This is a genomic window from Collinsella sp. AM18-10, from assembly GCF_003471585.1.
Classification (GTDB): Bacteria; Actinomycetota; Coriobacteriia; order Coriobacteriales; family Coriobacteriaceae; genus Collinsella.
The window spans coordinates 1-23,648 of record NZ_QRJO01000022.1 but is presented as its reverse complement, the minus strand read 5'-3'; the positions used below and the strand labels follow the sequence as shown (position 1 = coordinate 23,648).

20 protein-coding genes are annotated in these 23,648 nt (G+C 59.5%); 13 read left to right on the top strand and 7 right to left on the bottom strand.

Annotation, left to right across the window (positions count from 1 at the left end; translation table 11 throughout):
- The first annotated feature begins 172 nt into the window (after positions 1–172).
- Both DW211_RS09565 and DW211_RS09560 read left to right on the top strand, forming a co-directional pair.
- Entirely contained in the window at positions 173–1,363 is a 1,191-nt protein-coding gene (locus tag DW211_RS09565) for a pyridoxal phosphate-dependent aminotransferase (protein WP_117759914.1), read from the top strand.
- 159 nt (positions 1,364–1,522) lie between these two features.
- Positions 1,523–2,344: a phosphatase gene (locus DW211_RS09560; RefSeq protein WP_117646330.1), complete on the top strand. Its 822-nt coding sequence runs from the start codon at positions 1,523–1,525 to the stop codon at positions 2,342–2,344.
- Positions 2,345–2,422: 78 nt separating this feature from the next.
- Here the strand turns inward: DW211_RS09560 and rlmD are convergent, their stop codons facing one another.
- The gene (gene rlmD / locus DW211_RS09555; RefSeq protein WP_118260499.1) at positions 2,423–3,871 is read right to left on the bottom strand and encodes a 23S rRNA (uracil(1939)-C(5))-methyltransferase RlmD; all 1,449 of its coding nucleotides are present in this window, start codon (positions 3,869–3,871) and stop codon (positions 2,423–2,425) included.
- Between the two features lie 348 nt (positions 3,872–4,219).
- Here rlmD and DW211_RS09550 point away from each other — a divergent pair, with 348 nt between their 5' ends.
- The 4 genes from DW211_RS09550 (at position 4,220) to DW211_RS09535 (ending at position 9,027) form a co-directional block, all read left to right on the top strand.
- Positions 4,220–5,080 (top strand): transporter substrate-binding domain-containing protein, encoded by an 861-nt coding sequence (locus tag DW211_RS09550; protein WP_117759219.1) that lies wholly within the window; start codon positions 4,220–4,222, stop codon positions 5,078–5,080.
- Positions 5,081–5,230: 150 nt separating this feature from the next.
- Positions 5,231–5,884, top strand: coding sequence for an amino acid ABC transporter permease (locus tag DW211_RS09545; protein WP_099432382.1), 654 nt, complete (start codon positions 5,231–5,233; stop codon positions 5,882–5,884).
- Positions 5,877–6,641: an amino acid ABC transporter ATP-binding protein gene (locus tag DW211_RS09540; RefSeq protein WP_118237505.1), complete on the top strand. Its 765-nt coding sequence runs from the start codon at positions 5,877–5,879 to the stop codon at positions 6,639–6,641. Before DW211_RS09545 ends, DW211_RS09540 begins: the two co-directional genes overlap by 8 nt.
- Positions 6,642–6,951: 310 nt before the next feature.
- Complete coding sequence (locus DW211_RS09535; RefSeq protein WP_118260497.1) at positions 6,952–9,027, top strand: translation factor GTPase family protein; 2,076 nt, start codon at positions 6,952–6,954, stop codon at positions 9,025–9,027.
- A 111-nt stretch (positions 9,028–9,138) separates the two neighbouring features.
- Here DW211_RS09535 and DW211_RS09530 read toward each other — a convergent pair whose 3' ends face one another.
- Entirely contained in the window at positions 9,139–10,098 is a 960-nt protein-coding gene (locus tag DW211_RS09530) for a DNA/RNA non-specific endonuclease (protein WP_118260495.1), read from the bottom strand.
- Between the two features lie 287 nt (positions 10,099–10,385).
- Here DW211_RS09530 and DW211_RS09525 point away from each other — a divergent pair, with 287 nt between their 5' ends.
- On the top strand, positions 10,386–11,036 hold the full coding sequence (locus DW211_RS09525; protein ID WP_118260493.1) for an HAD family phosphatase: 651 nt from the start codon (positions 10,386–10,388) through the stop codon (positions 11,034–11,036).
- A 281-nt stretch (positions 11,037–11,317) separates the two neighbouring features.
- On the opposite strand, the gene DW211_RS09520 is transcribed toward DW211_RS09525, so the two are convergent.
- Positions 11,318–12,196, bottom strand: coding sequence for an ATP-dependent sacrificial sulfur transferase LarE (locus DW211_RS09520; RefSeq protein WP_118260491.1), 879 nt, complete (start codon positions 12,194–12,196; stop codon positions 11,318–11,320).
- Between the two features lie 173 nt (positions 12,197–12,369).
- Here DW211_RS09520 and DW211_RS09515 point away from each other — a divergent pair, with 173 nt between their 5' ends.
- On the top strand, positions 12,370–13,020 hold the full coding sequence (locus DW211_RS09515; RefSeq protein ID WP_118260489.1) for an HAD family phosphatase: 651 nt from the start codon (positions 12,370–12,372) through the stop codon (positions 13,018–13,020).
- 201 nt (positions 13,021–13,221) lie between these two features.
- Here DW211_RS09515 and DW211_RS09510 read toward each other — a convergent pair whose 3' ends face one another.
- Entirely contained in the window at positions 13,222–14,427 is a 1,206-nt protein-coding gene (locus DW211_RS09510) for an ATP-binding protein (RefSeq protein WP_118260487.1), read from the bottom strand.
- A 216-nt stretch (positions 14,428–14,643) separates the two neighbouring features.
- A complete protein-coding gene (locus DW211_RS09505; RefSeq protein WP_233508907.1) occupies positions 14,644–15,777 on the bottom strand; it encodes a LacI family DNA-binding transcriptional regulator in 1,134 nt (377 codons plus the stop codon).
- A gap of 312 nt (positions 15,778–16,089) precedes the next feature.
- Between DW211_RS09505 and glmS the strand changes: the two genes are divergently transcribed.
- Positions 16,090–17,937 carry a glutamine--fructose-6-phosphate transaminase (isomerizing) gene (glmS, locus tag DW211_RS09500; RefSeq protein WP_118260485.1) on the top strand — a complete coding sequence of 616 codons (1,848 nt, stop codon included), beginning with the start codon at positions 16,090–16,092 and terminating at the stop codon, positions 17,935–17,937.
- A 111-nt stretch (positions 17,938–18,048) separates the two neighbouring features.
- On the opposite strand, the gene DW211_RS09495 is transcribed toward glmS, so the two are convergent.
- On the bottom strand, positions 18,049–18,750 hold the full coding sequence (locus DW211_RS09495) for a GntR family transcriptional regulator (protein WP_233540843.1): 702 nt from the start codon (positions 18,748–18,750) through the stop codon (positions 18,049–18,051).
- 193 nt (positions 18,751–18,943) lie between these two features.
- Here DW211_RS09495 and DW211_RS09490 point away from each other — a divergent pair, with 193 nt between their 5' ends.
- From DW211_RS09490 to DW211_RS09480, 3 genes are all read left to right on the top strand, one after another.
- Entirely contained in the window at positions 18,944–19,978 is a 1,035-nt protein-coding gene (locus DW211_RS09490) for a YeiH family protein (RefSeq protein WP_118260483.1), read from the top strand.
- 265 nt (positions 19,979–20,243) lie between these two features.
- Positions 20,244–21,461, top strand: coding sequence for a helix-turn-helix domain-containing protein (locus tag DW211_RS09485; RefSeq protein WP_158568523.1), 1,218 nt, complete (start codon positions 20,244–20,246; stop codon positions 21,459–21,461).
- A gap of 84 nt (positions 21,462–21,545) precedes the next feature.
- A complete protein-coding gene (locus DW211_RS09480; protein ID WP_147357261.1) occupies positions 21,546–22,121 on the top strand; it encodes a hypothetical protein in 576 nt (191 codons plus the stop codon).
- 238 nt (positions 22,122–22,359) lie between these two features.
- Here the strand turns inward: DW211_RS09480 and DW211_RS09475 are convergent, their stop codons facing one another.
- Positions 22,360–22,881, bottom strand: coding sequence for a nitroreductase family protein (locus tag DW211_RS09475; RefSeq protein ID WP_118260477.1), 522 nt, complete (start codon positions 22,879–22,881; stop codon positions 22,360–22,362).
- Positions 22,882–23,171: 290 nt separating this feature from the next.
- On the opposite strand from DW211_RS09475, the gene DW211_RS09470 reads away from it, so the two are divergent.
- Positions 23,172–23,462: a CDP-alcohol phosphatidyltransferase gene (locus DW211_RS09470; RefSeq protein ID WP_118260475.1), complete on the top strand. Its 291-nt coding sequence runs from the start codon at positions 23,172–23,174 to the stop codon at positions 23,460–23,462.
- Positions 23,463–23,648: the final 186 nt, after the last annotated feature.

Below are 23,648 nucleotides of genomic sequence, written 5' to 3'. Positions count from 1 at the left end.
GGGGACACATGTATGTCAATCCTGGTCTAACAGAGCCTTTTCTTTTGAGCGATATGTTGATTGGGGACAGACTTAAATGAGCGTTTTCACGCATTTAAGTCTGTCCCCAATCAACATTGTGGCGCTCTAGTTGGCTAAAGCGTACAATAGCGCCTATGCGAAAGGGGAACAGATGATCAACGAAACTATGTATGCTCGCGGTGCGGAAAGCTCCATCATCCGTGAGATCTTTAGCTATGGCCTTGAGCGCAAGGCACAGATCGGCGCGGAGAACGTATTCGATTTTTCGCTGGGTAACCCGAGCGTTCCGGCACCTGCCGCCGTGGCTGAGTCCATTAAGAAGGCCTTGGAGCTGCCGAGCGACCAGCTGCATGGATACACGCCTGCGCCGGGTCTGCCGCAATGTCGAGCAGCCGTCGCCGACTCGCTCAACCGTCGCTTTGGCACGAGCTATGAGGGCAAGGACGTCTTTATGACGGTGGGTGCCGCGGCTTCGCTCACCTGCACGCTCAATGCCGTTACGAACCCGGGCGATGAGGTTGTTGTTATCGCCCCGTACTTTCCGGAGTATCGCGTGTGGATTGAGAAGGCCGGCTGCACGTGTGTTGAGGCGCTCGCCGATGAAGATACGTTCCAGCTGAGCGTGGATAACGTGCTCAAGGCGATTACCGATAAGACCGCTGCCGTCATTATCGACTCACCCAACAACCCGACCGGTGCAGTGTATACGCGCGATACACTGACGCGACTGGCCAATGTTTTACGCGAGGTCAACGCCAAGCGCGATTCCGAGAACCCAATCACGCTCATCTCTGATGAGCCGTACCGCGAGATCGTGTACGGTGCCGGGGTGCCTTGGGTGCCCTCGATCTACGAGAACACCGTGGTGTGCTACTCGTATTCCAAGTCGCTTTCGCTGCCGGGCGAGCGCGTGGGCTGGATTTTGGTTCCCAATACCAATCCGCAGGCTGCTCGCCTGATGCCGGCCGTTGCCGGTGCCGCCCGCACGCTGGGCTTCGTGTGCACACCGGCCCTCTTCCAGCGTGTAATCATCGACTGCATTGATGAACCGAGCGATGTCGAGGCCTATGCGCGCAACCGCACCGCGCTTACCGATGCACTAGCGGAGTACGGCTACACCTATGTTGAGCCGGATGGTGCATTCTACTTGTGGGTGAAGGCGCTGGAGCCCGATGCGAATGCGTTCTGCGAGTGCGCGAAGAAGTACGAACTGCTCGCGGTGCCTTCGGATAGTTTTGGCATGCCGGGCTGGTTCCGCCTTGGCTACTGTGTGAGCTACGAGACAATCGTCAACTCGCTGCCTGCCTGGAAGCAGCTGGCCGACGAATATCGTCGAAAGTAAAGCGCTCTGCTTACAATGTTTTACGTGAAACGGGGTTTGGTTTTAAGCCAGACCCCGTTGTCTATGCCGTTGTGTGATTGGGATGAAGCAGTTTTACGACTGCCGAAAGCTATGCGTACAATGAATATACGCGACGGCCATACTGGACAAGGAGACCCGATGCCCTACCTTCTTTCTTGTGATATTCATACTCATACGATGTTCTCTGCGCATGCGTACTCAACCATCGAGGAGAACATCTATTGGGCGGCAGAGCGCGGCCTTCAGGTGCTCGGTTCCGCCGATCATTTAAGCTCGATGGTTACGCCTTGTCCCAATGACCTGCGCAGTTTCCAATTCTTTATTAACCAGGATATCTGGCCGCGCATTTGGAGCGGCGTGCTGGTGCTGCGTGGTGCCGAGGCCGATATCGTTTCGCTGGATGGAGGCCTGTTTGGCGAGGACATTCCCGTTTCGCTCGATATTGCCGGCGATTCGTACAGTCACCAGCATTCGCTGTTCGATTTGGTGACGCGTAATTTGGATTATTTGGTGGCAAGCGTGCATAACCCGCAGTTTGCCGAAGGCGCGACGCTCGCCCAGACAACCGAGATGTACATCAATGCCCTGGATCACCCCAAGGTGTTCATGCTGGGGCATACGGGGCGCTCGGGCGTGCCGTTCGATATCGATGAGGTGCTGCTGGCGGCCAAGGCCAAGCACAAGATTATCGAGATCAACAACCATAGTCTTGAACACGGTGTCGACACTGAGCATTGGGCCGTATGCCGCAAGATCGCCGAGCGCTGCGCCGAGCTGGGCGTGGGTATTGGCGTGTCGACCGATGCCCACATTGGCATGGCCATTGGCAAACTCGATCACGCGCGCAAGATGCTTGACGAGATTCACTTCCCGCTGGATTTGATCGTGACGCGCGACCGCGAGACGCTGCTGCGCGAGATGGCGGCAGCCGGCGTGTGCGACCTGCGCAAGGGGATGTAACGAGACTCATATGCCCAACGAAAGGGGGCGGTTCAAACGGGCCGCCCCCTTCTTGTCCCAAAAATCTACCGGTGTTGGTTAGCGGCGCTCGAGGACCGCGACGGTCTCGGTGTGGTCGGTATGGGGGAACATGTCGACGGGCGTGATCTTGAGCAGGCGATAGCCTCCGTCGAGAAGCTGGTGCAGGTCGCGCTCTTGGGTCACGGGGTTGCAGCTGATATAGGTGATGCGGCGCGGCTTGAGTGCGCAGGCGGCTTCGAGGAACTCGGGGGTGGAGCCGGCGCGCGGCGGGTCGATGGAAAGGACATCGATCCGCTCGTTGTTGTCGGCGGCGTCCAGGATGTAATCGGTGGCGTCGTCGGCCATAAACCAAGCGCTGCGGGTGAGGCCGTTGAGCTCGGCATTGCGACGTGCGTCGGCAATGCCCGCCGGGTTGCGCTCCACGCCGAGCAGCATAATGCCGATGCCCTTGTCCTGGACATCCTTCGCGGCGCACAGGCCGATGGTTCCGCTGCCGCAGTAAGCGTCCATAAGAATGTCACCCTGCTGCAGGTCCATGCCGTCAATGGCAAGTCGATAGAGCAGCTCGGTTTGCTGCGGATTGGTCTGATAGAACGCGGTAGGTGAGATGTCGAATTCACAACCGAGCAGCTGGTCGCGCATGCATTCGGCGCCATAGACGATACGGGTCTCCTCGCTCAAGATGGCATTTCCGGGGCGACCGTTGATGTTCTGAGCGACGGTGACGATATGCGGATCAAGCGCCGCGACGGCTTCAAAGAACTCCTGCGCATGCGGCAGGTCGCGTTGAGCGGTCACGAGGGTGACCATAATCTGGTCGGTGCGCCAGCCGCAGCGAACGACGGCATAGCGAAGCAGCCCCAGATGCTTGTCTTCGTTAAAGGCGGGAATATGCAGACGTTCGGCCTCGCGAGCGATGCCGTTGAGAATCTGACGAGCGCCCGGCGCCTCGACAGGGCATTCAGGAACAGCAACGATTCTGTGTGTCCCACGTTCAAAAAAGCCGCAGCGGACAGCGCCCCCTTTGCCGGGAGCAAACGGAGTGGCAGCCTTATGACGAAAACCACGCGGCGCAGGATATTTGCCCGGGTCTCCCAGGGTGACTCCCATACCGCGAATGGGGTCGACGCTAATGCCCTCGCGCTCGCAGAGCTCAGCAAACAGCTCCTCCATAGCAGCCTGTTTGGCCGCCAACTGCTTCTTATAAGGACGATTGAGCGCCGTGCACCCACCGCAAGCTTTCATGATCGAACAGGGAGACTTGGAGTCCACAACCTTACGCGCAGACGAAACCGGATCTTTATGCGAGCGCTTGGAGCGAGTCTGAGATGCCTTATCCTCGCTCCGACGAGAACTGGGGCGCTTGGCCTTAGCCTTGCCCTTGGCCGACTTACCCTTCGCATCCTGAGACGACTTGGATTTCGTAGAAGATTTTTTCTCCTCCGACCCCTCAGCCGCCTCGATCAAAGCACGACGAGCCTTACGCTCCGCACGAGATTCTGCCATCAATAACTCCACTAATTCATGAATTAAAAGCTGCAAGCATTGTACCGTGCCAAGCTAGTGGACGATATGCAAGCGGCCATTTCATGTCAGCGATAAGTCCAACGACGTTTGCCCGGCGCGGGCGGGGAGCGGCGCGGAATTAAGTTTATCGCGAGTTCCGCACGCAAAGGAAAGCACTTAATGTGCTTTCCGTCTTGCGCAGGACTGTAGAGCAGGAAACTTAATTCCGCGCCGCTCCCCGCCCGCGCCGGGCAGGTACTCCCTTGTACTCTATCCCACTAAAGTGTATGATTCTGAACGTTACATGACTCACTTTACCTAACTAAAGTGCTATCGAGGGGGAATACCATGAATACCGATATGTCTCGTCGTCAGTTTGTTGGTCTAGCCGGCTCGCTCGCCACGGTGCTTGGCCTTGGTCTTGTCGGCTGCGGCGGTGGTGCTGGCAAGGGCTCCGCTGCTGGTTCTGCCGCGGCCAAGGATGTGAAGGGCGCCGCGGAGTCCAAGAAGCTCGTGGTGGGCTTTGACAAGTCCTACCCTCCGTACGGCTTTGTGGGCGATGACGGCGAGTACACGGGCTTTGACCTTGACCTTGCCAAGGCCGTTGCCGATAAGCAGGGCTGGGATGTCGATTACGAGGCCATCGATTGGGATGCCAAGGACACGCTGCTCAACTCAGGCGCCATCAACTGCATCTGGAACGGCTTTACCATGGAGGGTCGCGAGGACGACTACACGTTCTCCGAGCCGTACATGCTCAATGAGCAGGTGCTCGTGGTCAAGAAGGACGCGGGTATCAAGAGCTGGGAGGATCTTGCCGGCAAGACCGTGATTACCCAGACTGATTCCGCTGCGCAGGATGTGCTCGAGGGCGACCAGAAGGATCTGGCCGCGACGTTTGCCACGCTCGATACCATCGGTGAGTACAACACGGCGTTTATGCAGCTCGAGAGTGGTGCGGTCGATGCCGTTGCCTGTGACCTCTCGATCGCTCAGTATCAGCTGGCCGCCAAGCCCGATGCCTATACGCAGCTCGACAAGCCGCTGTCCAGCGAGCACTACGCCGTCGGCTTTAAGAAGGGCGACACCAAGTCGGCCGATGCTGTAACCGAGTCACTCAAGGCGCTCTACGAGGGCGGCACGGTCAAGGACCTGTGCGATAAGTATGCAGATTACGGTCTTTCCTTCGACAACTGGGTTCTGAAATAGCGGCTTTCCCAGGCACTCGATTTTGCCGTTCAAACCGTCGCTTGCGTACATTTAGTACGCGGCGCTCCTCTTTCACGGCAAACTCGAGCACCTGGAAAACCCGCTTTAGCATTGGGTTTGCTGTTCTGTTGTCGCGAAAGAGAGCTTAGGTTGTCTATTCAGGTCATGATGCAGATGCTTGGCCAGGGATTCTTGGTCAGTTTGCAGTTGTTTGTGCTGACGCTGCTGGGGTCGATTCCGCTGGGAATCCCCGTGGCGTTTATGCGCATGAGCAAAATCGCGCCGCTCCGCTGGATTGCGCGCATCTATATTTCGGTGATGCGCGGCACGCCGCTCATGCTGCAGATGTTTGCCATCTACTTTGCCCCGTACTACGTGTTTGGCATTTCGCTCACGCCCGATTCCAAGTGGACGGCGTGCGTTGTGGCGTTCATCATCAACTACGCCGGCTACTTTGCCGAGATCTATCGCTCGGGCTTGCAGTCCATTCCGCGCGGTCAATACGAGGCAGCCGAGGTGCTGGGCTATTCGCGTCTGCAGACATTTTTGTACATTGTGATGCCGCAAGTCGCCAAGCGCATTTTGCCGGCGATGGGCAATGAGATCATCACGTTGGTCAAGGACACATCGCTGGCATTTGCCATTGGCGTGGGCGAGATGTTCTCGACGGCCAAGGCGCTGGTTGCCTCGCAGGTGAGCATGGTGCCGTTTGCGATTGCGGCGCTGATCTACTGGGTTTTCAACTTCGTGGTCGAGATGCTGTTGGGCGCCGCGGAGAAAAAATTGGATTACTACCATGACTAATTCGGTAATGAATATATCGAACGCGCGTAAGGCGTTTGGCGGCAATGAGGTGCTCAAGGATATCTCGCTCGAGGTCAAGCGTGGCGAGGTCGTGGCGATTATCGGGCCTTCGGGTGGCGGCAAGTCCACGCTGCTGCGCTGCGCCACGCTGCTCGAGACGCTCGACGGCGGCTCGCTTTCGTTTGGCGATCTTGCGGTTGTGACGGATGCGGGATCGGGCGCGGTCTATGCGAAGGGCGATGTGCCCAAGCAGGCGCGCTCGCGGTTTGGCCTGGTGTTCCAGAACTACAATCTGTTTCCGCACTATACCGTGATGAAAAACATCACCGACGCTCCGGTCCGCGTGCTCAAGCGCCCGCGCGAGCAGGCGGAGGCACGCGCGCGTGAGCTGATTGCGCAAATGGGGCTGACGGGCAACGAGAACAAAGTGCCGTGTGAGCTTTCGGGCGGTCAGCAGCAGCGCGTGAGTATTGCCCGCGCCCTGGCACTCGACCCGGAAATCTTATTCTTTGACGAGCCGACTTCGGCGCTCGATCCCGAGCTGACGGCCGAGGTACTGCGTGTCATTAAAGACCTTGCCGCGCAGAATATGACGATGGTGATTGTAACCCACGCAATGCAGTTTGCGCGCGATGTTGCCGACCGCGTGGTCTTTATGGACGGCGGCCGCATTGTCGAAGAGGGTTCTGCCGAGCAGGTCATCGACCATCCACGCGAGCAGCGCACCCGTGAGTTCTTGAGCCGTATCGAGGGATAGGCTCAGGTATTTACTCAACCATTAATTGAGGCGAAGCCGCCGCAGGTCTTACGGTCTGTGGCGGCTTTTTGTTTGCATCGACGGGGTTCAATAATCGCCTCACAAGCTTGTCTCTTCCTCTCGCCGCCTGTATTCATACGTGTGCCGAAAGGTATGCATGGACAGCCGCCCGTGAGGGTAGGGTGGTGGCATAGGACATTTGGAGGGTGAGTCGGCTCGGCTGCCGACCATGCTGCTCCCGGGATGGCACCGACCGCGAACTCTCCCCGTTGGCGTCGCGCATTGCGCGCGGCCCTGCAAGGAGGTCATCATGGGTGCTCCCAAGACCGGTAACGTAAGGAACGTGGTGCTCGTAGGCCAAGGCGGGGTGGGCAAGACTTCACTCGCCGAAGCCATGCTCCACCTTTCCGGCAAGACCGCCCGCCTGGGCGGCCACGACGGCACCAAGCCTACGCTCGACTATGACCCCGAAGAGGTCAAGCGTGCATTTTCCATCTCGACGACCATCGCGCCGATCGACTGGAAGGGCGCGCGCATCAATGTGCTTGATGCCCCGTGCTACCCCGATTTTATCGGCGACGCCTTTGCCGCGATGAGCGTCTGCGAGACGGCTCTGTTTGTGGTCGACGCCGAGGCCGGCCCACAGCCTACGACGGTTAAGCTCTGGTATGCCGCCGAGGACCTGCGTCTGGCGCGTGCGGTGTTCGTAAACCGCCTGTCGCGCTCCGAGGCCAGCTTTGCGACCACGATGGACCTGCTGCAGGAGCGCTTTGGCACGCGCCTGGGCGCCGTGACCCTTCCCTGGGGCGAGGGCGAGGACTTTGACGGCATCATCGACCTGGTGCGCATGAAGGCGCGCCATTGCAACGGAGCCGAAGCCGTTGAGTCGGAGATTCCCGAGGAGTATCGTGCCCAGGCCGAGGAGGCCCATGACCATCTGTGCGAGTTGGTGGCCGAGGCCGACGATGAGCTGATGATGAAGTACTTGGAAGGCGAGGAGACGCTGACGCAGGAGGAGCTTGAAGGCCTGCTGTCGAAGGCGATTGCCGAGCGCATATTTGTGCCGGTCTTTGCGGGCGATTGCATTAAGGAACAGGGCGTCAACTCGCTGATGGACGACATCGCGACGTACTTCCCGGCGCCGACCGACTACGGCGAGATGCCGCTTATCGACGGCGATTCGCTCAAGATTTCGAGCGACGATGATCGTCCGGTGGCGTTTGTGTTTAAGACCCTGGCCGATCCGCAGCAGGGTCGCATCAGCTTTATCAAGGTGCTGACGGGCACGCTTGAGCCGGGCCTTGAGCTGGTCAACGCCCGCACGCGCAAGAGCGACCGTCTGGCTCACCTGTATGTGATGTGCGGCCGCGACATGACCGAGGTCGGGCACGCGTATGCTGGCGACATCATCGTGGCGCCCAAGCTGGCGGCCGAGACGGGCGATACGCTCTCGATTACCGGTAAGGTCGAGGCGGCGGCGTTTAAGTTCCCCAACTCGCAGTACCGCATCGCCATTGAGGCCGAGAATCGCGGCGACGAAGAGAAGCTCTACACGTTTATCGAGAAGGCCTGCAAGGCCGATCCGACCATGAGTATCGACCGCGACGAGGAGACCGGGCAGACCATCATCTCGGCGGTGGGCGAGGCGCAGGTTTCGGTGCTGCTCAACCGTTTGGAGGACCGTACCAAGGTTGTGGCAAAGAGCGTGCCGATCCGCATTCCGTATCGCGAGACCATCCGCCGCACGGCAAGTGCCCAGGGTCGTCATAAGAAGCAGACCGGTGGTGCCGGTCAGTATGGTGACTGCTGGCTGCGTGTGGGGCCGCTTATTGGGCCCGACGGCACGAGCGACGGCTACGAGTTTGTGGATGAGGTCGTGGGCGGCCGCATTCCGCGCTCGCTGATCCCCGCCGTGGACAAGGGCGTCCAGGAGACCATGAAGGACGGCATTATTGCCGGCTATCCGCTCACGGGCATTCGCGTCGCGGTGTACGACGGCTCGTATCACAGCGTCGACTCCAACGAGATGGCGTTCCGCGCGGCGGCCCGCATCGGCCTGCGCAAGGCGTGCGCCGATGCCGACCCGGTGGTGCTGGAGCCCATCGAGGAAATTACGGTGACGATCCCCGAGAGCTATGCCGGCGCCGTGATGGGCGACATCTCGGCCTCGCGCGGTCGCGTGACAGGCATGGAGACCGACGAGCGCGGCGATACCGTGGTCATTGCCCAGGCGCCGCTGGCCGAGCTGACGGATTATTCGACGCGCCTGCGCTCTATCACGCGCGGCACGGGCGACTTTACCATGAAGCCCGCAGGCTATGAGCAGGTGCCTTATGACGTTCAGGCCAAGCTGGTCGAGCGCTATGAGGAGGGCCGCGCCAAGTAGCGTGTGGCTTTGTCTGCAACATGCATGCCGATGCAAGGGCCGCTCTGGGTAATCCGGAGCGGCCCTTTTTGATCCCTGGGGGATGCAAATCGGTTCTTGTCGTGGTTAGGGCTAGTCCCCCGAGGCCTGGTTGCGGCCGGTGGCGTAGTCAATCTGCACATGCGGTTGCAGGTTGTAGCAGTACACGTGGAAGCACAGCGTTTTGCCGTGGTCCTCGACCGACTGTGCCTCAAGGCGCACGCCACGGCAGACAAGTTCCTCTTCGTTATACATGGGTGTGACGCGATAGAGCACGTGGTTGCCCGTGTCGTGGATGTAGCCGAGAATCTGCTCTTCGAAGGGCAACATGCCTGTCTCGTTGAGATAGCTAGTACCGGTGAGGAGATTTTTGCGGTTGGCGTTTTCGCCGCAGAGCGACCAGGCGATAAGGTGACAGCGGTTGTAGAGGCTCTGGCCTGGAATAAAGTCGTAGCGCTGCTGGTGCCAACCGGCGGGATGGATGCGCGAGATGTCGCCGCGCTTGCCTTGGCCGAGCGATTCGGGTCCTATGCAGGCGAGCGCTTTGCGGGTACGGCCCAGGCTGTCGAGTTTAGAGAACTTCTTAAAGCAGCCCTCTTCGGTGGCCCGTTCGTATTCATCGAGCGTGAACGACGGCGTGCCGAGCGGATGCGTGCCGTCGGCGCGGAGGGCAACGTAGGGGTTGCCGGCGTAGTCGGGAATGCTGCTGAGATATACGCCGCGGGCGCGGTTGAGGTCGGGGTTTTCCACTTCGTCGACGGGGGTGGCGTTCGAAGAGACATCGTCAGCGGTGCCGGTCGTGGCGGATTCGGAGCCATCGCCGGAGTCCTCGGAGCTCGCTGTTCCCGATTCGAGCCGGGCGACCAAGTCCGCTTCGTCGTCGGTGCGGTTGGGGCTCTCGCTTTGCTTCTCGGCTAGAGCCGCCGCCTGCTCATCGCTTTGCGGCGAGAGCAGCTTGGGCGCCCCGTCGAGCGATCCCGTAAACAGCGCAAAGCCCAGCACCACGGCGGTGCCGATGGAAAGTACTTGCTTGTAGGCGGACTTGCGCGACATTGCGGCTCCTGGCTAGATGGTTGGGAATCTACCAGTCTAGCAGGTGCCGGCAGGGGCCGTTCTATCGAACAAATACTCAAGATTTGGGATAGACGTTACTGATTCATTTGCCTCATATGGAGCTGCGACGGTTGTGCATATGGAGCTATTCGGCGTTTCCCCAGATAAAACCTGCCAAAATAAACCTGTCCCTTTTCAGCAGCTTGGCGCGATATGATATATACGTTATATACAAGTTGCAAAGTGGGGTGGGGTTGCGGTAACGCAAGCCGGCGAAGGGGGCCGATATGATCAAGGCTGTCATTTTTGACATGGACGGAACGTTGATCGATACCGAGCGCTTGGACATGAGGGCATGGAAGGTGGGCGCTGCCGAGCTGGGGGTTGCGATTGATGATGCGCTGGTCCACCAGTTTATCGGTCGCTCGATGCCTGATGTCAGGGACATCCTTGAGGAGCATTACGGCAGCCGCGAAATCGTCGAGACGGTCGAAGCCCACTACAGGGATGCTCTCGACGAGATGGTCAAGACCGATCTGGAGCTTAAGGCCGGCGCCGCCGAGTGCCTGGACGAGCTGCTGGCTGCGGGCTATCACGTGGGTCTTGCGACGTCGTCGCGCCGCGTTGCGGCCGAGCGCAACCTTAAGACGGTCGGCCTCTTTGATAGGTTTGAGACGGTGACCTGCAACGAGGATACCCTGAACGGCAAGCCCGATCCCGAGATCTACCTGCTCGCCTGCGAGCGCGCGGGCTTTGCTCCCGAGGAATGTGCGGTGGTCGAGGACTCACGCAATGGCTGCGTCTCAGGCATCACGGCCGGCTGCCATGTCTTTGCCGTGCCCGATATCTTGCCGCTGCCGCAGGACGTGGCGGACGGCTGCGAGGCCGTGCTCGATACGCTCTTTGAGCTGCCGGCAGCGGTCAGGGCAGTGCGCTAAAGGCATGCGCCGAGGTTGATGACGGTAGCTTCGGCGTGGCCCCGCTTGCGTTTTCCCAGATAAAACCTGCCAAAATAAACCTGTTCTCTTTTGGTAGGTTGGCGACAATTTATGTAGCCCAGGTTGAGCATAAGCGAGCGAGCGGGTTCCGGGTGCGGCAAGGTGACGTGAAACAAGCGGGCGCTGACCTTTTGGTCGCGCCCGTGAAGTTGAACGTCAGTTTGCCGTGCCCGGAACCCGCGCAGCGCCGAGCGGTTACGCCGTTTGTAAAACGGCGTAACTTAAAGGTTCATGTTGCCGTGGATGTAGGGGGTGACCTCGGGGGAGATATGGCCGCAGCCTAGGTTGCGCAGGGCAGATTCGATGGCGGCGGGAAGCGGGGCCTTGCCCTCGTCGTTGACCGCGGTCCTGCCGAGGGCGGCGATCTTGGCGACGTCTGCCGGCGCGGCCTCGATATGCATGCAGCCGCCGACGAGGCGTGCGCGGACCTGGTCCAGGCCAAGGTCGTGCAGGTAGTCCTCACAGGCGCGGATTACATCGACCTTCTCGCGCGTGAGCTCCTCGCCCGTGGGGACACGCGTGGCCAGGCAGGCTCCTGCCGGCAGGTTCCAAACGGGATAGCCCCAGGCGCGCAGCAGCTCGCGCTCTTCGTCCTTGGTAAAGCCGACCTCCATGAGGGGCGAGCGCACGCCGAGCTCCTGGGCGGCGCGCATGCCGGGGCGGTAGTCGCCGCGGTCGCTTGCGTTGCTGCCGTCGATGACGGTGGGAAAACCCAGCGACCTGGCGTGGTTGACGATGGCGGTAAAGCCGGCGCGCTTGCAGTGGTAGCAGCGGTCGGCATCGTTGCAGGCTACTTGGGGGAGCCGCAGCTGATCGACCGAAAGATTGAGCACGGGGAGCTTAAAATGCGGCCCTTCATTGGCCTGCCCGTCAACGGACCGCTCAAACGAAGCCTGCTCGGGCGTGCCGATGAGCGGCGTGGTGAGGTGAACGAGAAGCGTGCTGGCGGGCATGATGCGGGCGCAGACCGCGGCCAAAAAGCTGCTGTCGACGCCACCGGAAAAGCCGATGGCGACGCGTCCGTATGCCAAAAGCAGCTGCTCGAGCGCTGCGAGTTTGTCCTGAAGCCCCTCTGCAGGTGCGGTGGTGTCTGAAAGCATGAATCGATCCTTGCCGTTGAGTACTCGGTCGAAAACTATAATCCTACCGAGCCACTTGTCATAAGACTTCTATCTATGTAACGAAAGTGCAATATGCTATATACGTTATATACAAGTTTACAGGTGCGGTAAAGTTGCGGGAGTACAGCAGCGCGAAGCGATGGGGGACCGATATGATCAAGGCTGTTATTTTTGATATGGACGGAACGCTGGTCGATACCGAGCGTTTGGGTATCAAGGCGTGGAAGGCGGGAGCGGCCGAGCTGGGATTCGCGATTGATGATGCGCTGATCCATCAGTTTATCGGTCGTACGCTGCCCGATGTCATGGGCATCCTTGAGGAGCATTACAACAGCAGCGAAACCGCTGAGGCGATCTATCGTCGTCACAAGGAGATTCGCGACGAGATGGTCAAGACCGACCTGGAGCTTAAGGCCGGCGCCGCCGAGTGCCTAGACGAGCTGCTGACCGCGGGCTATCACGTGGGTCTTGCGACGTCGTCGCGCCATGTTACCGCCGAGCGCAACCTTAAGACGGTCGGCCTCTTTGACAAGTTTGAGACGGTGACCTGCGGCGAGGACGTCGCACACGGCAAGCCCGATCCCGAGATGTACCTGCTCGCCTGCGAGCGCGCGGGCTTTGCGCCCGAGGAGTGTGCCGTGGTCGAGGATTCCCGCAACGGCTGCGTCTCGGGCATCACGGCCGGCTGCCACGTCTTTGCCGTTCCCGATATCGTGCCGCTGCCGCAGGACGTGGTGGATGGCTGCGAGGCCGTTCTCGATACGCTGTTCGATCTGCCGGCCGCGGTCAAGGCCGTGCGCTAGCGTTTGCACGCGAGTCGCCATGCCCCGCGCCCGATCCCGCAGGACGGTGACGGTAACGGCGCCTGCGTGGAGGCGCTGACGCAGTCAGCCCCTCTTATCACGCCAAGATTGCTGTTTTGGCCGATAAGAGGGGCATTGTGCTTTAAGCGACTGGGGCTGCGGCCTTGGTAAGGAGCTGGCGGAGGGTTATGACGTTACAAGTTACTCCAGGAGCCAGTCGATCACGTTGCGCTTGCGGACTCCTTCGTAGTTCGCAAGCGCAAACAGCGTGTCGAGCGTAAGAAGCGTCTTGGGGTAGTTGTCTCGGACTTTCTTAAAGGGGGCCAACTCTCGATCGAGGGTAGTTTCGTCGAGCGTTGTGGCTGAAACCTGAAAATAGGCTGTCTCGTCTGACTTTAGGGCAACAAAATCAATTTCCCCGCCGTCGATATCGCCCACGTAGACGTCGTATCCACGGCGTAGGAGCTCGAGATAAACAACATTTTCGAGGATATGACCGATATCGCTGCTTTGGGTTTTGACGAGAGCGCCTCTAAGTCCAAGGTCAACGGCGTAGTATTTGCCGTTTGTTGAAAGAAGCTGCCGACCGCGCACGTTATAGCGCGGAGCAAAGTACAGCACAAGGCTGTCTGTTAAGCCTTTGAGGTACTTGGCTACGGTTTTCTGGTCGGTTTTGTTGCCGTTGGACGAGAGCGTGTCGGAGATTTTTTTAATCGAGATCCGGTTTCCAATGCTATGGAGTAGGAACTTGGTGATATCGCGCAGGGTCGGGACGTCCGAGACCTTCAGGCGTTCGATAACGTCGCGTATGACGATGGCATCGTAGAGGCTCATAAGATAATCGCGCGCCTGGGGTCCCTGAATACCCGTCTCGGCGATAAAGGGAAAAGAGCCCCTGGTTATGTACTCGTCAAACAACTGCGCGGGAGCCTTTCCGTCATTGGTTTTTGCCGAGCAAAACTCTTTAAAGGATAGGGGCAGCATCTTGAGCTCTACGTAGCGGCCGGAGAGCAAAGTTGCCAGCTCGCTCGAGAGCAGATAAGCGTTGGAACCGGTTATGTGGAGGTCGACATTGTCCTTGATAAAAAGACTGTCGACGGCTTTTTCGAAATGCTCGACGTGCTGTATCTCGTCCAGAAAAACGTAGTTCATCTTATCGGGGACGAGTCTGGCGGAAATGTAGTCGTAGAGCGCTCTATACGACGTAAGCGACTCGAACTCCAGGTCTTCAAAGTTGAGGGATATAACCTGGTCGCCTGTGATTCCATGATCGCGCAGGTAGCTACGGTAGATTTCGAATAGCTTTGATTTGCCGGACCTTCGCACGCCCGAAACGACCTTGATGACGTGTGAGTCTTTCCACGAAATGAGCCAGTCGAGGTACTGTTTGCGATCAATCAGATTCATGAAACCCCTTTCTTGGCGAGAAAAAACTGGAGCAAAATCAATACTTATAGGAAATATCTAAAAATATGGAATTGAGTCTATTTTAACAAAAAAGCTAATGAAAAATGGATTACATTCCATAAATATCCGTAGCCGCAGGTCCGGCTAAACGGGGAGGGCACATGGGGCCAGTAAAAAACGCCGCAGCGGGCCTGTTTCCGTTGCGGCGTTTTTTTGTCACAAGTAGGCGCCTAGGTTGATGTCGGTTGTTGGGACCATGGGTTGGCCCGTCGGGTGCGGCTTGGCATTTTGGGTGCTTACGCGCTCGAGCAAGAAGGGACGCACGAGCTCCTGACGGTTAATGTCCTCGCTGGCCGTGACCGTGGTGACGGTGCGCGCGGCGGAGCCGATGCGGACTCGTTTGGTCTTGGCGGCAGGTTTATCCTCGATTTGCTCTATGAGCAATTGAACGCCCTTGCGGCCAATCTCGTAGCCCGGGGGCGCTACCGTAGTGAGCGGGACCGATCCGCTCCATGCAAGGGGGTTGCCGTCGCAGCCGGCCACGCGGACCTGCTCAGGGACGGAGATGCCTTTGTCGGTCAGCGCTGCGATAACGCCCGAGGCCAATACGTCGGTCAGGCCGATGACAAAATCGGGGCGCTTGTCATCAGGGCGCTCGGCAAGCTGGGCACCGATGCTGTAGCCGTCGGCAGCGGTATTCCATTCGCCGGCGTCGATGACTTCGATCTTGATATCGGGATGCAGGGCGAGGGCCTTGTGGATGCCAAGTACGCGCAAGGTGAGCTGCATAAATGCCGCTCTGCCCACAACGGTGATATGGCGTGCGCCACGGGCAACGGCGAGCTCGGCGATAATGCGGCCTTGTGCCTCGTTGTCGGCAGCCACGTAATAACCGGGCTCGGAGCAGTGGATGTCCAGATGGACGATCGGCACGGGCATCTTGGCCATGGCGGGGTGCCAGTCGGGGGACGCCATGGGCTGAACCATGACGCCGGACATCTGCGTGCCCATAAAATAGCGCAGGTAATGATCCTCGAGAATGTCGTCGTTATCGGCATTGGCGATGAGCAAGTCATAGCCGTGCTTGCGTGCCTCGTTGTGGGCACCGCTGGCAATCTGGAGCGAAAAGCCGTGGTCGAGACGGGGGAGGACAAGGCCAAAGGACTTAGTGGTGCCGCCGGCCAGCTGGCGAGCGCTTTGGTTGGGCAGGTAGCCAAGGCGATTGATGGTCTCGTTGATGAGCTTGAGGGTCTCGGGGCGCAGCTTTTCGGGGTGGTTGAGCGCGTTGGATACCGTGCCCAGCGAGACCCCCGCCTCGCGCGCGACGTCGCTGATTTTTACCTTTGCCATAGCGGCCCCTTTGATGCGTTTCAAGTACAAGGCAGATTGTAGCATCCCAAACCTACCAAAAAGGGACAGGTTTATTTTGGCAGGTTTTATCTGGGGAAACGCCGTCGCCAGCGCGACCACCACAAAGGTGCCTGTCCCCATTGTGGTGGTTTGGACCGGCTGGGCATGTGTGCATCGGGTGGTATCTAAGTTGAGATACCACTTCTGGTATATCAGCTTGCGTTTGCGTGAGTACAATACTCGAACGTCGTACGTCTCAGCGCCCCTTGTGCGTGGACGTCTTGCAGTCACGCGAACGAAGGGATTTATCCTATGTGCGGAATTGTCGGCTACACCGGCTCTGATATTGCAAAGAACATCCTGGTCACGGGCCTCAAGCGTATGGAGTATCGCGGCTATGACTCCTCGGGCGTTGCGCTCGAGGTGGGCGAGGGCGCCGCGGCGCACCTCGACGTCATCCGCCGCGTGGGCAAGGTCGCGGGCCTGGAGAGCGAGCTTTCCAACATCGACAGTGACGCTACCTGCGGTATCGGCCACACCCGTTGGGCCACCCACGGCAAGCCCTCCGTCGTTAACGCCCATCCCCACACCAGCTGCGACGGTCGTATCGCCATCGTCCACAACGGCATCATCGAGAACTTCGCCGAGCTGCGCGAAGAGCTGGAGGGTCGCGGCCACCACTTTAAGAGCGAGACCGATACCGAGGTCTTCGCGCATCTGATCGAAGAGGCCTATGCCGAGACGCACGACCTGATGGCCTCCGTGCGCGAGGCTTGCACCCACGTGGTCGGTGCCTATGGTCTGGCCGCCGTGTGCGCTGACGAGCCCGGCGTGATCGCCGTAGCCCGCAAGGATTCCCCGATTGTGGTCGGCGCGGGCGAGACCGGCGCCTATGTCGCCTCCGATGTCATCGCGCTCATCGACGCCACCCGCGATGTCGTGGTGCTCGAGGACGGTCAGTTTGCCAAGCTCACGCTCGCAGGCGTCGAGTACACCGACGAGGCCGGCAACGTTATCGAGCCCAAGGTCACCCACATCGACTGGGACCTGGACATGGCCGAAAAGGGCGGTTATCCCGACTTTATGCTCAAGGAAATCCACGAGCAGCCGCGCGTCGTGCGCGACACGCTGGTCGGTCGTATGACGCCGGCCGGCGAGCTCGACATCGACGAGCTGGGCCTTTCGCTCGAGGAACTCAACGACATCGACCGCGTCTACGTGATCGCTTGCGGAACCAGCTATCACGCTGGCCTCATTGCCAAGAATCTCATCGAGGGCTGGGCTCGCATTCCCACCGAGGTTGAGGCGGCCAGCGAGTTCCGTTATCGCAATCCCATCATTACGCCGACGACGCTTGTCGTTGCCGTGTCCCAGTCGGGCGAGACAGCCGATACCCTTGCCGCCATTCGCGACGCGCGCATCAAGGGCGCCAAGGTCTTCGGCATCACCAACGTGGTGGGCAGCCCCGTGGCGCGTGAGAGCGACGGCGTCATCTACACCAAGGCCAACAAGGAGATCGCGGTCGCCTCGACCAAGAGCTTCATCGGCCAGGTCGTGAGCCTGACGCTGCTGGCTCTGCTGCTAGCGCAGGTCAAGTACCGCCTGACCACCAAGCAGGCGCGCATGCTGTTCCGCGAGCTTTCCGATACGGCCGAGCAGATCCAGTGGATTTTGGATACCCAGACCGAAGCCGTTCATGAGGCCGCCCTGCTGTGCAAGGACGCGCAGTCGGCGCTGTTCGTGGGCCGTGGCATGGGTGCCGCTATTTCCTACGAGGGCGCGCTCAAGCTCAAAGAGGTCAGCTACCTGCACGCCGAGGCCTACGCCGCCGGCGAGATGAAGCACGGCCCCATTGCCCTGATCGACCCGGGCTTCCCCGTCATCGCCGTGGCTACCAAGAGTGCCACCTACGACAAGACCGTGTCGAACCTTATGGAGTGCAAGGCGCGCGGCGCCAAGGTCATCGTCGTTGCCACTGAGGGCGACGAGGAGATCAACAAGATCGCCGACTGCATCATCCGCGTGCCGGCAGTCCGCGACGTGTTCAGCCCCATCACGGCGAGCGTCCCGCTGCAGTTGCTCGCTCGCGAGGTGGCCATCCTGCGCGGTTGCGACGTTGACCAACCTCGCAACCTGGCGAAAAGCGTCACGGTAGAGTAGTTGGTTCCGCCGTTCTAGTGACCGAGGCCCGGCTCCGTTGCAGCGGAGCCGGGCCTTGTTGCATTTGCCCAGATAAAACCTGCCAAAATAAACCTGTCCCTTTTTGGCAGGTTAGCGGAGCTTGCTGGTCTCGAAGTACTCGGGGAACTGGTCCAGAACCTCGGTTTGGTTGCGGAACATCATGTGCAGGTGCTTGCTGACCAAAAAGCTCGCTTCGATGGGGTCGCGACCGGCGATAGCGCGGCGAATCTGCTTGTGCTCGTTCACGATGTCCCGATTGTCGAGAACCTGCGTGGCGGCGCGCAGCCAGCGGAAGCGCTCCAGGTCGGCATTGGTCTCTTCGAGCCACGACCACACGGTGCTGCGACATGCGATGCTAAAAATCATGTGATGCATGAGGTTGTCGCTTAAAAAGAAGCCGATGCGATCCTCTTCGGCCATGGCCTTTTCCTGCAGCACGATGGCGCGGTCGAGCTGCTCGATGCCGGCCGACGTGGCGCGCGCACAGCACTCCACAATCACCTGCTTTTCCAGATGCTCGCGGATGTAACAGGCACTCTCGGCAAGGGTGAGGTTGATGGGTGAGACGTAGGTGCCGCTCTGGGGCACGGTGCGCACCAGGCCTTCCTGCGCCAAGCGAACCAAAGCCTCGCGCACGGGCGTGCGCCCCATATCCAGGTCGTCGCAAAGTTGCTTGACGCCCAGCTTTTCGCCCGGCTTGTAGTCCAGGTAGACGATTTTGCGTCGAATGGTGTGGTAGGACTGGTCCTGTAGGCTCGTTTCCTGCTCGCCGACGTGCATCGATTCTTCCATAGCGCCTCGCAACTGTTCTATCAAACTCATATGTCAGTTGTTAATTATGCCGCGAATCAGCTTTCCGCGGTGGGTAATTCGGCTGTTGCCCAAGAACTATTGCGGCATCTTAGTCTTTGTTTACGCAAGGCTGCGCTCAATGTTGCCGTATCATAAGCCGTCGCAAACGTGAAAGAGAAAGAAGGAATCCCATATGCAACTGGCGAATATCGTACGCGAGCGCTGGAAGGGTGTCTTGTTCTGCCTGATCATCGCTATCCCCGCAACGCTGCTCGGCAAACAGATTGAGGTGGTCGGTGGGCCGGTATTCGCCATCCTCTTTGGCATGGTTCTGGCGCTCGTCTTTCCCAAGAATCATCGCGAACAGCTCGCCGCCGGTGTCACCTATACGTCTAAAAAAGTCTTGCAGTACGCGGTTATCCTGCTTGGCTTTGGCATGAACCTCTCCCAGATTCTGTCCAAGGGCGCCCAGTCGCTGCCGATTATCGTGGCGACGATCTCGACCTCGCTTGTCGTCGCCTTTGTGCTCTGCCGCGTCATGAACGTGCCGGGTAAGATCGCGACGCTTGTGGGTGTGGGTTCGTCGATTTGCGGCGGTTCTGCCATCGCCGCGACCGCGCCCGTCATCGATGCCGACGATCGTGAGATTGCCCAGGCTATTTCGGTCATCTTCCTGTTTAACGTTATCGCGGCGCTCGTGTTTCCGACGCTCGGCGGTATGCTCGGGCTGACCAACGAGGGCTTTGGCCTGTTTGCCGGCACCGCCATCAACGACACTTCGTCCGTAACGGCTGCGGCGAGCGCTTGGGACAGCATGCATCCCGGCGCCAATGTGCTCGAGAGCGCCACGGTGGTCAAGCTCACCAGGACGCTGGCCATTATTCCCATCACGTTGGTCCTCGCATGCTGGCAGATGCATCTGGCGCGCAAGGCCGGCGGCGACGCCAAAAGCACGTTCTCGCTTAAACGCGCGTTTCCCATGTTTGTGCTGTTCTTTGTGCTGGCGAGTGTAATCACCACGGTGCTTCAGCTTCCCGTGTCCATCACGGCGCCCATCAAGGAGCTGTCGAAGTTCTTTATCGTGATGGCCATGGCGGCTATTGGCTTTAATACCGATATCGTCGAGCTGGTCAAAAAGGGCGGCAAGCCCATCGCGCTGGGCTTTTGCTGCTGGATTGGCATTGCGTGCATGAGTTTGGGAATGCAGCACGTGCTGGGAATCTGGTAGAGAAGTAGCTTATTTGCGTGCTGCATGTTGGTGAGCGCATCCTCGCGGTGGAGCGATAGGAGCTCTTGCGGGTATGGCTTGTCCGCAGGTTTATAGGTCCCGAAGAGCTCTTATCGCCCCGCCAGGATGGCGATGCGGGGCAACTCATATATTCGCAGGACGGCGGCTTCTGCCCTATAGTGTTTGGTGGGCAATATCGTTCAATTTTGAAACACTCGCCCGCGCGGCCGTCGGTGGCGGCGTGGCGTCGAGGACGGGGCGCAATATGAACAGTGACGCCAAGCTACAAATCTTGATCGAGGCCTTGGCCGCTGCCGGGGCCTCGGCGTTGGCAATCGATGGGCACGGACACGTAGCGATTTCGACCATGGATGATGTCGCGCTCGAGCAAGATGTCGCGGCATTTGTCGCCGAGCGCCTGGGGCGCGTGGGCAACGGCACGCGCCTGGTGATGGGGCATGCGGGAGGGCGCTTGAGCCTCACGGTGCGTCCGGTCGCCAAGGAATACGGCGCGCTTTGGGTGGTCGTGATCCGCGAGGTGCGCGGTGTGGCGGCACACGCGGGCATTGAGTGGCTTAACGCAGATGAGGTCGAGGCGCGCTACGAGGCAAGCGCGTACGGCATTGTCGAGGGTGCCGCTGCGGTCTCTGGCCCCGTCTGCGAAAGCTATGCTCGCGGCGTGCCCCTCATGTTGGAGGGCGAGCTGGGTGCTGGCCAGGCAGAGATTGCAAAACGCCTCTATCTGGATGGGCCTTATGCTGACGAACCCTTTGTGTCCGTGGCGCTTGACGAGCTCACAGATCGCGGCTGGCGCCATCTGCTCAAAAGCTCGGAATCGCCGCTGTTCCAGGCAAGGCTGACCCTTTGTATTGGCGGCTGGCATGCACTTTCGCCGCAGCGTCTGCGCGAGCTTGTCTCTACGATGACCGACACGGCGCTGGCCGCGCGTTGCCATGTGGTTCTGACGGCAAACGATATGCCGGGTGGTGGCGAAAGCGATCAGGCCGCTTTTGTAACCGAGCGCTTGGCGTGCGCAGTGAGTGTGGCGCCTGCGATTGCCGAGCAGGGTGGCGCATCGAAAAAGGTTGCGCAGTATTTGTCGTATCTGTCAGATGTCTTTGGAACTGCCGCTCCGAGTATGTCTGAGGAGGCTGCCTCGACACTCAACGGCTATCGCTGGCCACGCAACTATCTGCAGCTTCGCGAGGTCTCGGAACGACTCTATATATTAGTAGGGCCGGGCGTGGCGGAGCGCACGGTGGCGGAGGAGGTGCTCGCCCAGGAAGACGTCATCAAAACCGCAACCTTTGGCACTCCGACGCTCGACAGCGACCTGTATATCCTGCGTCCACTGGCCGATACCGAACGCGACATCGCGCGGCTGGTCGTAGGCTACCTTCAGGGCAACCGGACCCGCGCTGCCGAGGTGCTAGGAATAAGCCGCACGACCCTGTGGCGCTTGCTGAAGGACGATGACCGCTGAGCGAGGCGCTCGTGACCGCATGCAGCGCGTGTGCTACAGTCCAAAGCGGTAATGTTTCGATTGCGTTATGGCGTGCGGGGGCGTATGACGGAGACTTCAAAACCAAATCGGGCTCGAAAGCCCACGGCGCCGGTCAACCGTCGCACGACTTCGCGGACGTGGGGCAAAAGCGCCTCAGGCTTCGACGGCTCGTTCAAACGCACTAGATATGGCTATCCTTCGGCAAGCGCTCGCTTGGCCATGCAGGCCGAATCGTCGCTGTGGGGCCGTAAGCGTGTGGTGGGGTCAAAGCTCAAGCACGATGGAACGCTCGGCTTCATTAGCCGTGGCGCTGCTCGCCGTAGCGGCCTCAATCCCGCAGGCTGGCATCGCTATGTGCCGATCGTGGTCGTTGCCGCGATAGTCGCCATCGCGCTCGCGGCGCTTGGTTACGCCGGCGGCGGGGCCGACCTGAGTGCGATGTTCGGGTCTGCTGAGCTCGCGCATGCCGGCACGGAGCTTGTCGAGGGCGCTCAGGCCCAGACGGGCGTGGCGCCTCAGCGCGGCGTTGTTGCCGCTGCCGCAACGATCGCCGATGCCCAAAAGGGCGAGGATGAACAAGGCAGCGAAGCCGAAGCGACCCAGACGAACGAAATGACGACAACCCCATCGGCAAGATAAGTTGCGAGTGGGGTGGCTAATTTGGGACGGGCTTTTTAGCTGCCCAAGTGTCGAATGCCAACAACGGTTCATTCGATGTCAGTCGCCAACAGCGAGCGGGCCGCATTTGTGCCAAGGTGACGTGAAATGAGAGGGCGCTGACCTTTTGGTCGCGCCCTCGAAATTGAACGTCAGATTGGCGTGAATGCGGCCCGCGCAGCGTCAGCGGGGCCGCCGTTCGTTAGAACGGCGGAACTAATTACCTGACGTACACGACGTTGTCGCGGCGGGGTTTGGCCTGGGGAAGCACGTCTTCGGCATAGCCCAGAATACAGTTGCCCACACCGCGCAGGCTTCCGTCGGCGGGCAGACCCCACTTGGCCAGCAGTTCCAATCCCTCGGGTGAGTCAAAGACCTCGTGCGCGCGGTGGATCCAACACGAATCGACGCCCAGCGCATAGGCTGCGTTGAGCAGGTTGCCCATGGCGAGTGAGCCGTCTTCCAGGTGCGTGGGCACGCTGCGGTCGACGAGTACCACCACAACGGTCTTGGCGCCGTAGAAGGGATCTCCCTCGCTACCCATAGCCTGGGCGTTGAGCTGCGAGAGGCGCTCGACGGTTGCGGGGTCGGTGACGGCGACGAACGTGACCGGCTGGCGTCCCATGCCGCTCGGCGCATACTGGCCGGCTTCGATAATGCGTGCGAGCTTCTCGGCCTCGACAGGGCGATCGCTGTATTTGCGGCAGCTGCGGCGGTGGATGAGTGCCTCGATGGTCTCCATGTGTCCTCCTGACGTTGGTTTCGATGCCTCGTTCTTACCCGCCGAACCAAAACCGTAATCGCGCCGTCGGCCCCAAACAATGCAAGCGACCGAGTGGAAAAGCTGGTTTGCATAAAACTTCAGCCAGAATGTGACAGACCGGTGGGATGATTAAACGTTTTATCCCGTCTACCCTGCGATTTTTACCATTTGCCTAAATGATGCGCGCATAAGCTCTGATAAAGGTTTTACTAAAGGAGTACCAACGTTTATCAACGCGCCATGGTGGCGCCGGGCCAGGAGGTAACACCATGTTCCAGGCTGGAGATGTCGTCGAGACCGACTTCGAAGGATTTCTGAAGCTGTTGCGTTCCAAGACGCGCGCTTTCGTGTCGATCAACGATCACGAGTACTACATTACGCACACCGATGGCTATTGGCGTGTTCAGGATTGCGAGGCCCTCAACGATAAGGGGCACTTTACTGACTGCTCCGAGCTGGTCAACACGGTCTGCGAGGTCGTCGAGCTGCCTTGGATCTGCGGCAAGAGCCTGCACGACAGCTTCTCGGGCGCCACGGTCTACGAGGCCGTCGCTGCTTAACAGCCAACAATCGTTATTCTCTCGCAACCGTCGGCGCCGCCCCGCGCCGGCGGTCTTTTTTGTCGATATGTTATATAGGTCGCACGTCTTGCACGGCCGCCCTTGACGATAGTCAAAACTCGGACTAACCTGAAACTACAATTAGGGTTGATTTTCAATCTCAACGCAACAGCCTGAACGGGCCCC

Bases quoted from the DNA above. Each gene is read 5' to 3' on its own strand.
- DW211_RS09550 (WP_117759219.1), top strand. From the start codon at position 4,220: ATGAATACCGATATGTCTCGTCGTCAGTTTGTTGGTCTAGCCGGCTCG.
- DW211_RS09560 (WP_117646330.1), top strand. From the start codon at position 1,523: ATGCCCTACCTTCTTTCTTGTGATATTCATACTCATACGATGTTCTCT.
- DW211_RS09535 (WP_118260497.1), top strand. From the start codon at position 6,952: ATGGGTGCTCCCAAGACCGGTAACGTAAGGAACGTGGTGCTCGTAGGC.
- DW211_RS09470 (WP_118260475.1), top strand. From the start codon at position 23,172: ATGTTCCAGGCTGGAGATGTCGTCGAGACCGACTTCGAAGGATTTCTG.
- DW211_RS09475 (WP_118260477.1), bottom strand. From the start codon at position 22,881: ATGGAGACCATCGAGGCACTCATCCACCGCCGCAGCTGCCGCAAATAC.
- rlmD (WP_118260499.1), bottom strand. From the start codon at position 3,871: ATGGCAGAATCTCGTGCGGAGCGTAAGGCTCGTCGTGCTTTGATCGAG.
- DW211_RS09525 (WP_118260493.1), top strand. From the start codon at position 10,386: ATGATCAAGGCTGTCATTTTTGACATGGACGGAACGTTGATCGATACC.
- DW211_RS09520 (WP_118260491.1), bottom strand. From the start codon at position 12,196: ATGCTTTCAGACACCACCGCACCTGCAGAGGGGCTTCAGGACAAACTC.
- DW211_RS09510 (WP_118260487.1), bottom strand. From the start codon at position 14,427: ATGAATCTGATTGATCGCAAACAGTACCTCGACTGGCTCATTTCGTGG.
- DW211_RS09485 (WP_158568523.1), top strand. From the start codon at position 20,244: ATGAACAGTGACGCCAAGCTACAAATCTTGATCGAGGCCTTGGCCGCT.
- DW211_RS09515 (WP_118260489.1), top strand. From the start codon at position 12,370: ATGATCAAGGCTGTTATTTTTGATATGGACGGAACGCTGGTCGATACC.
- DW211_RS09505 (WP_233508907.1), bottom strand. From the start codon at position 15,777: ATGGCAAAGGTAAAAATCAGCGACGTCGCGCGCGAGGCGGGGGTCTCG.
- DW211_RS09480 (WP_147357261.1), top strand. From the start codon at position 21,546: ATGACGGAGACTTCAAAACCAAATCGGGCTCGAAAGCCCACGGCGCCG.
- DW211_RS09495 (WP_233540843.1), bottom strand. From the start codon at position 18,750: ATGGAAGAATCGATGCACGTCGGCGAGCAGGAAACGAGCCTACAGGAC.
- DW211_RS09540 (WP_118237505.1), top strand. From the start codon at position 5,877: ATGACTAATTCGGTAATGAATATATCGAACGCGCGTAAGGCGTTTGGC.
- DW211_RS09490 (WP_118260483.1), top strand. From the start codon at position 18,944: ATGCAACTGGCGAATATCGTACGCGAGCGCTGGAAGGGTGTCTTGTTC.
- glmS (WP_118260485.1), top strand. From the start codon at position 16,090: ATGTGCGGAATTGTCGGCTACACCGGCTCTGATATTGCAAAGAACATC.
- DW211_RS09565 (WP_117759914.1), top strand. From the start codon at position 173: ATGATCAACGAAACTATGTATGCTCGCGGTGCGGAAAGCTCCATCATC.
- DW211_RS09530 (WP_118260495.1), bottom strand. From the start codon at position 10,098: ATGTCGCGCAAGTCCGCCTACAAGCAAGTACTTTCCATCGGCACCGCC.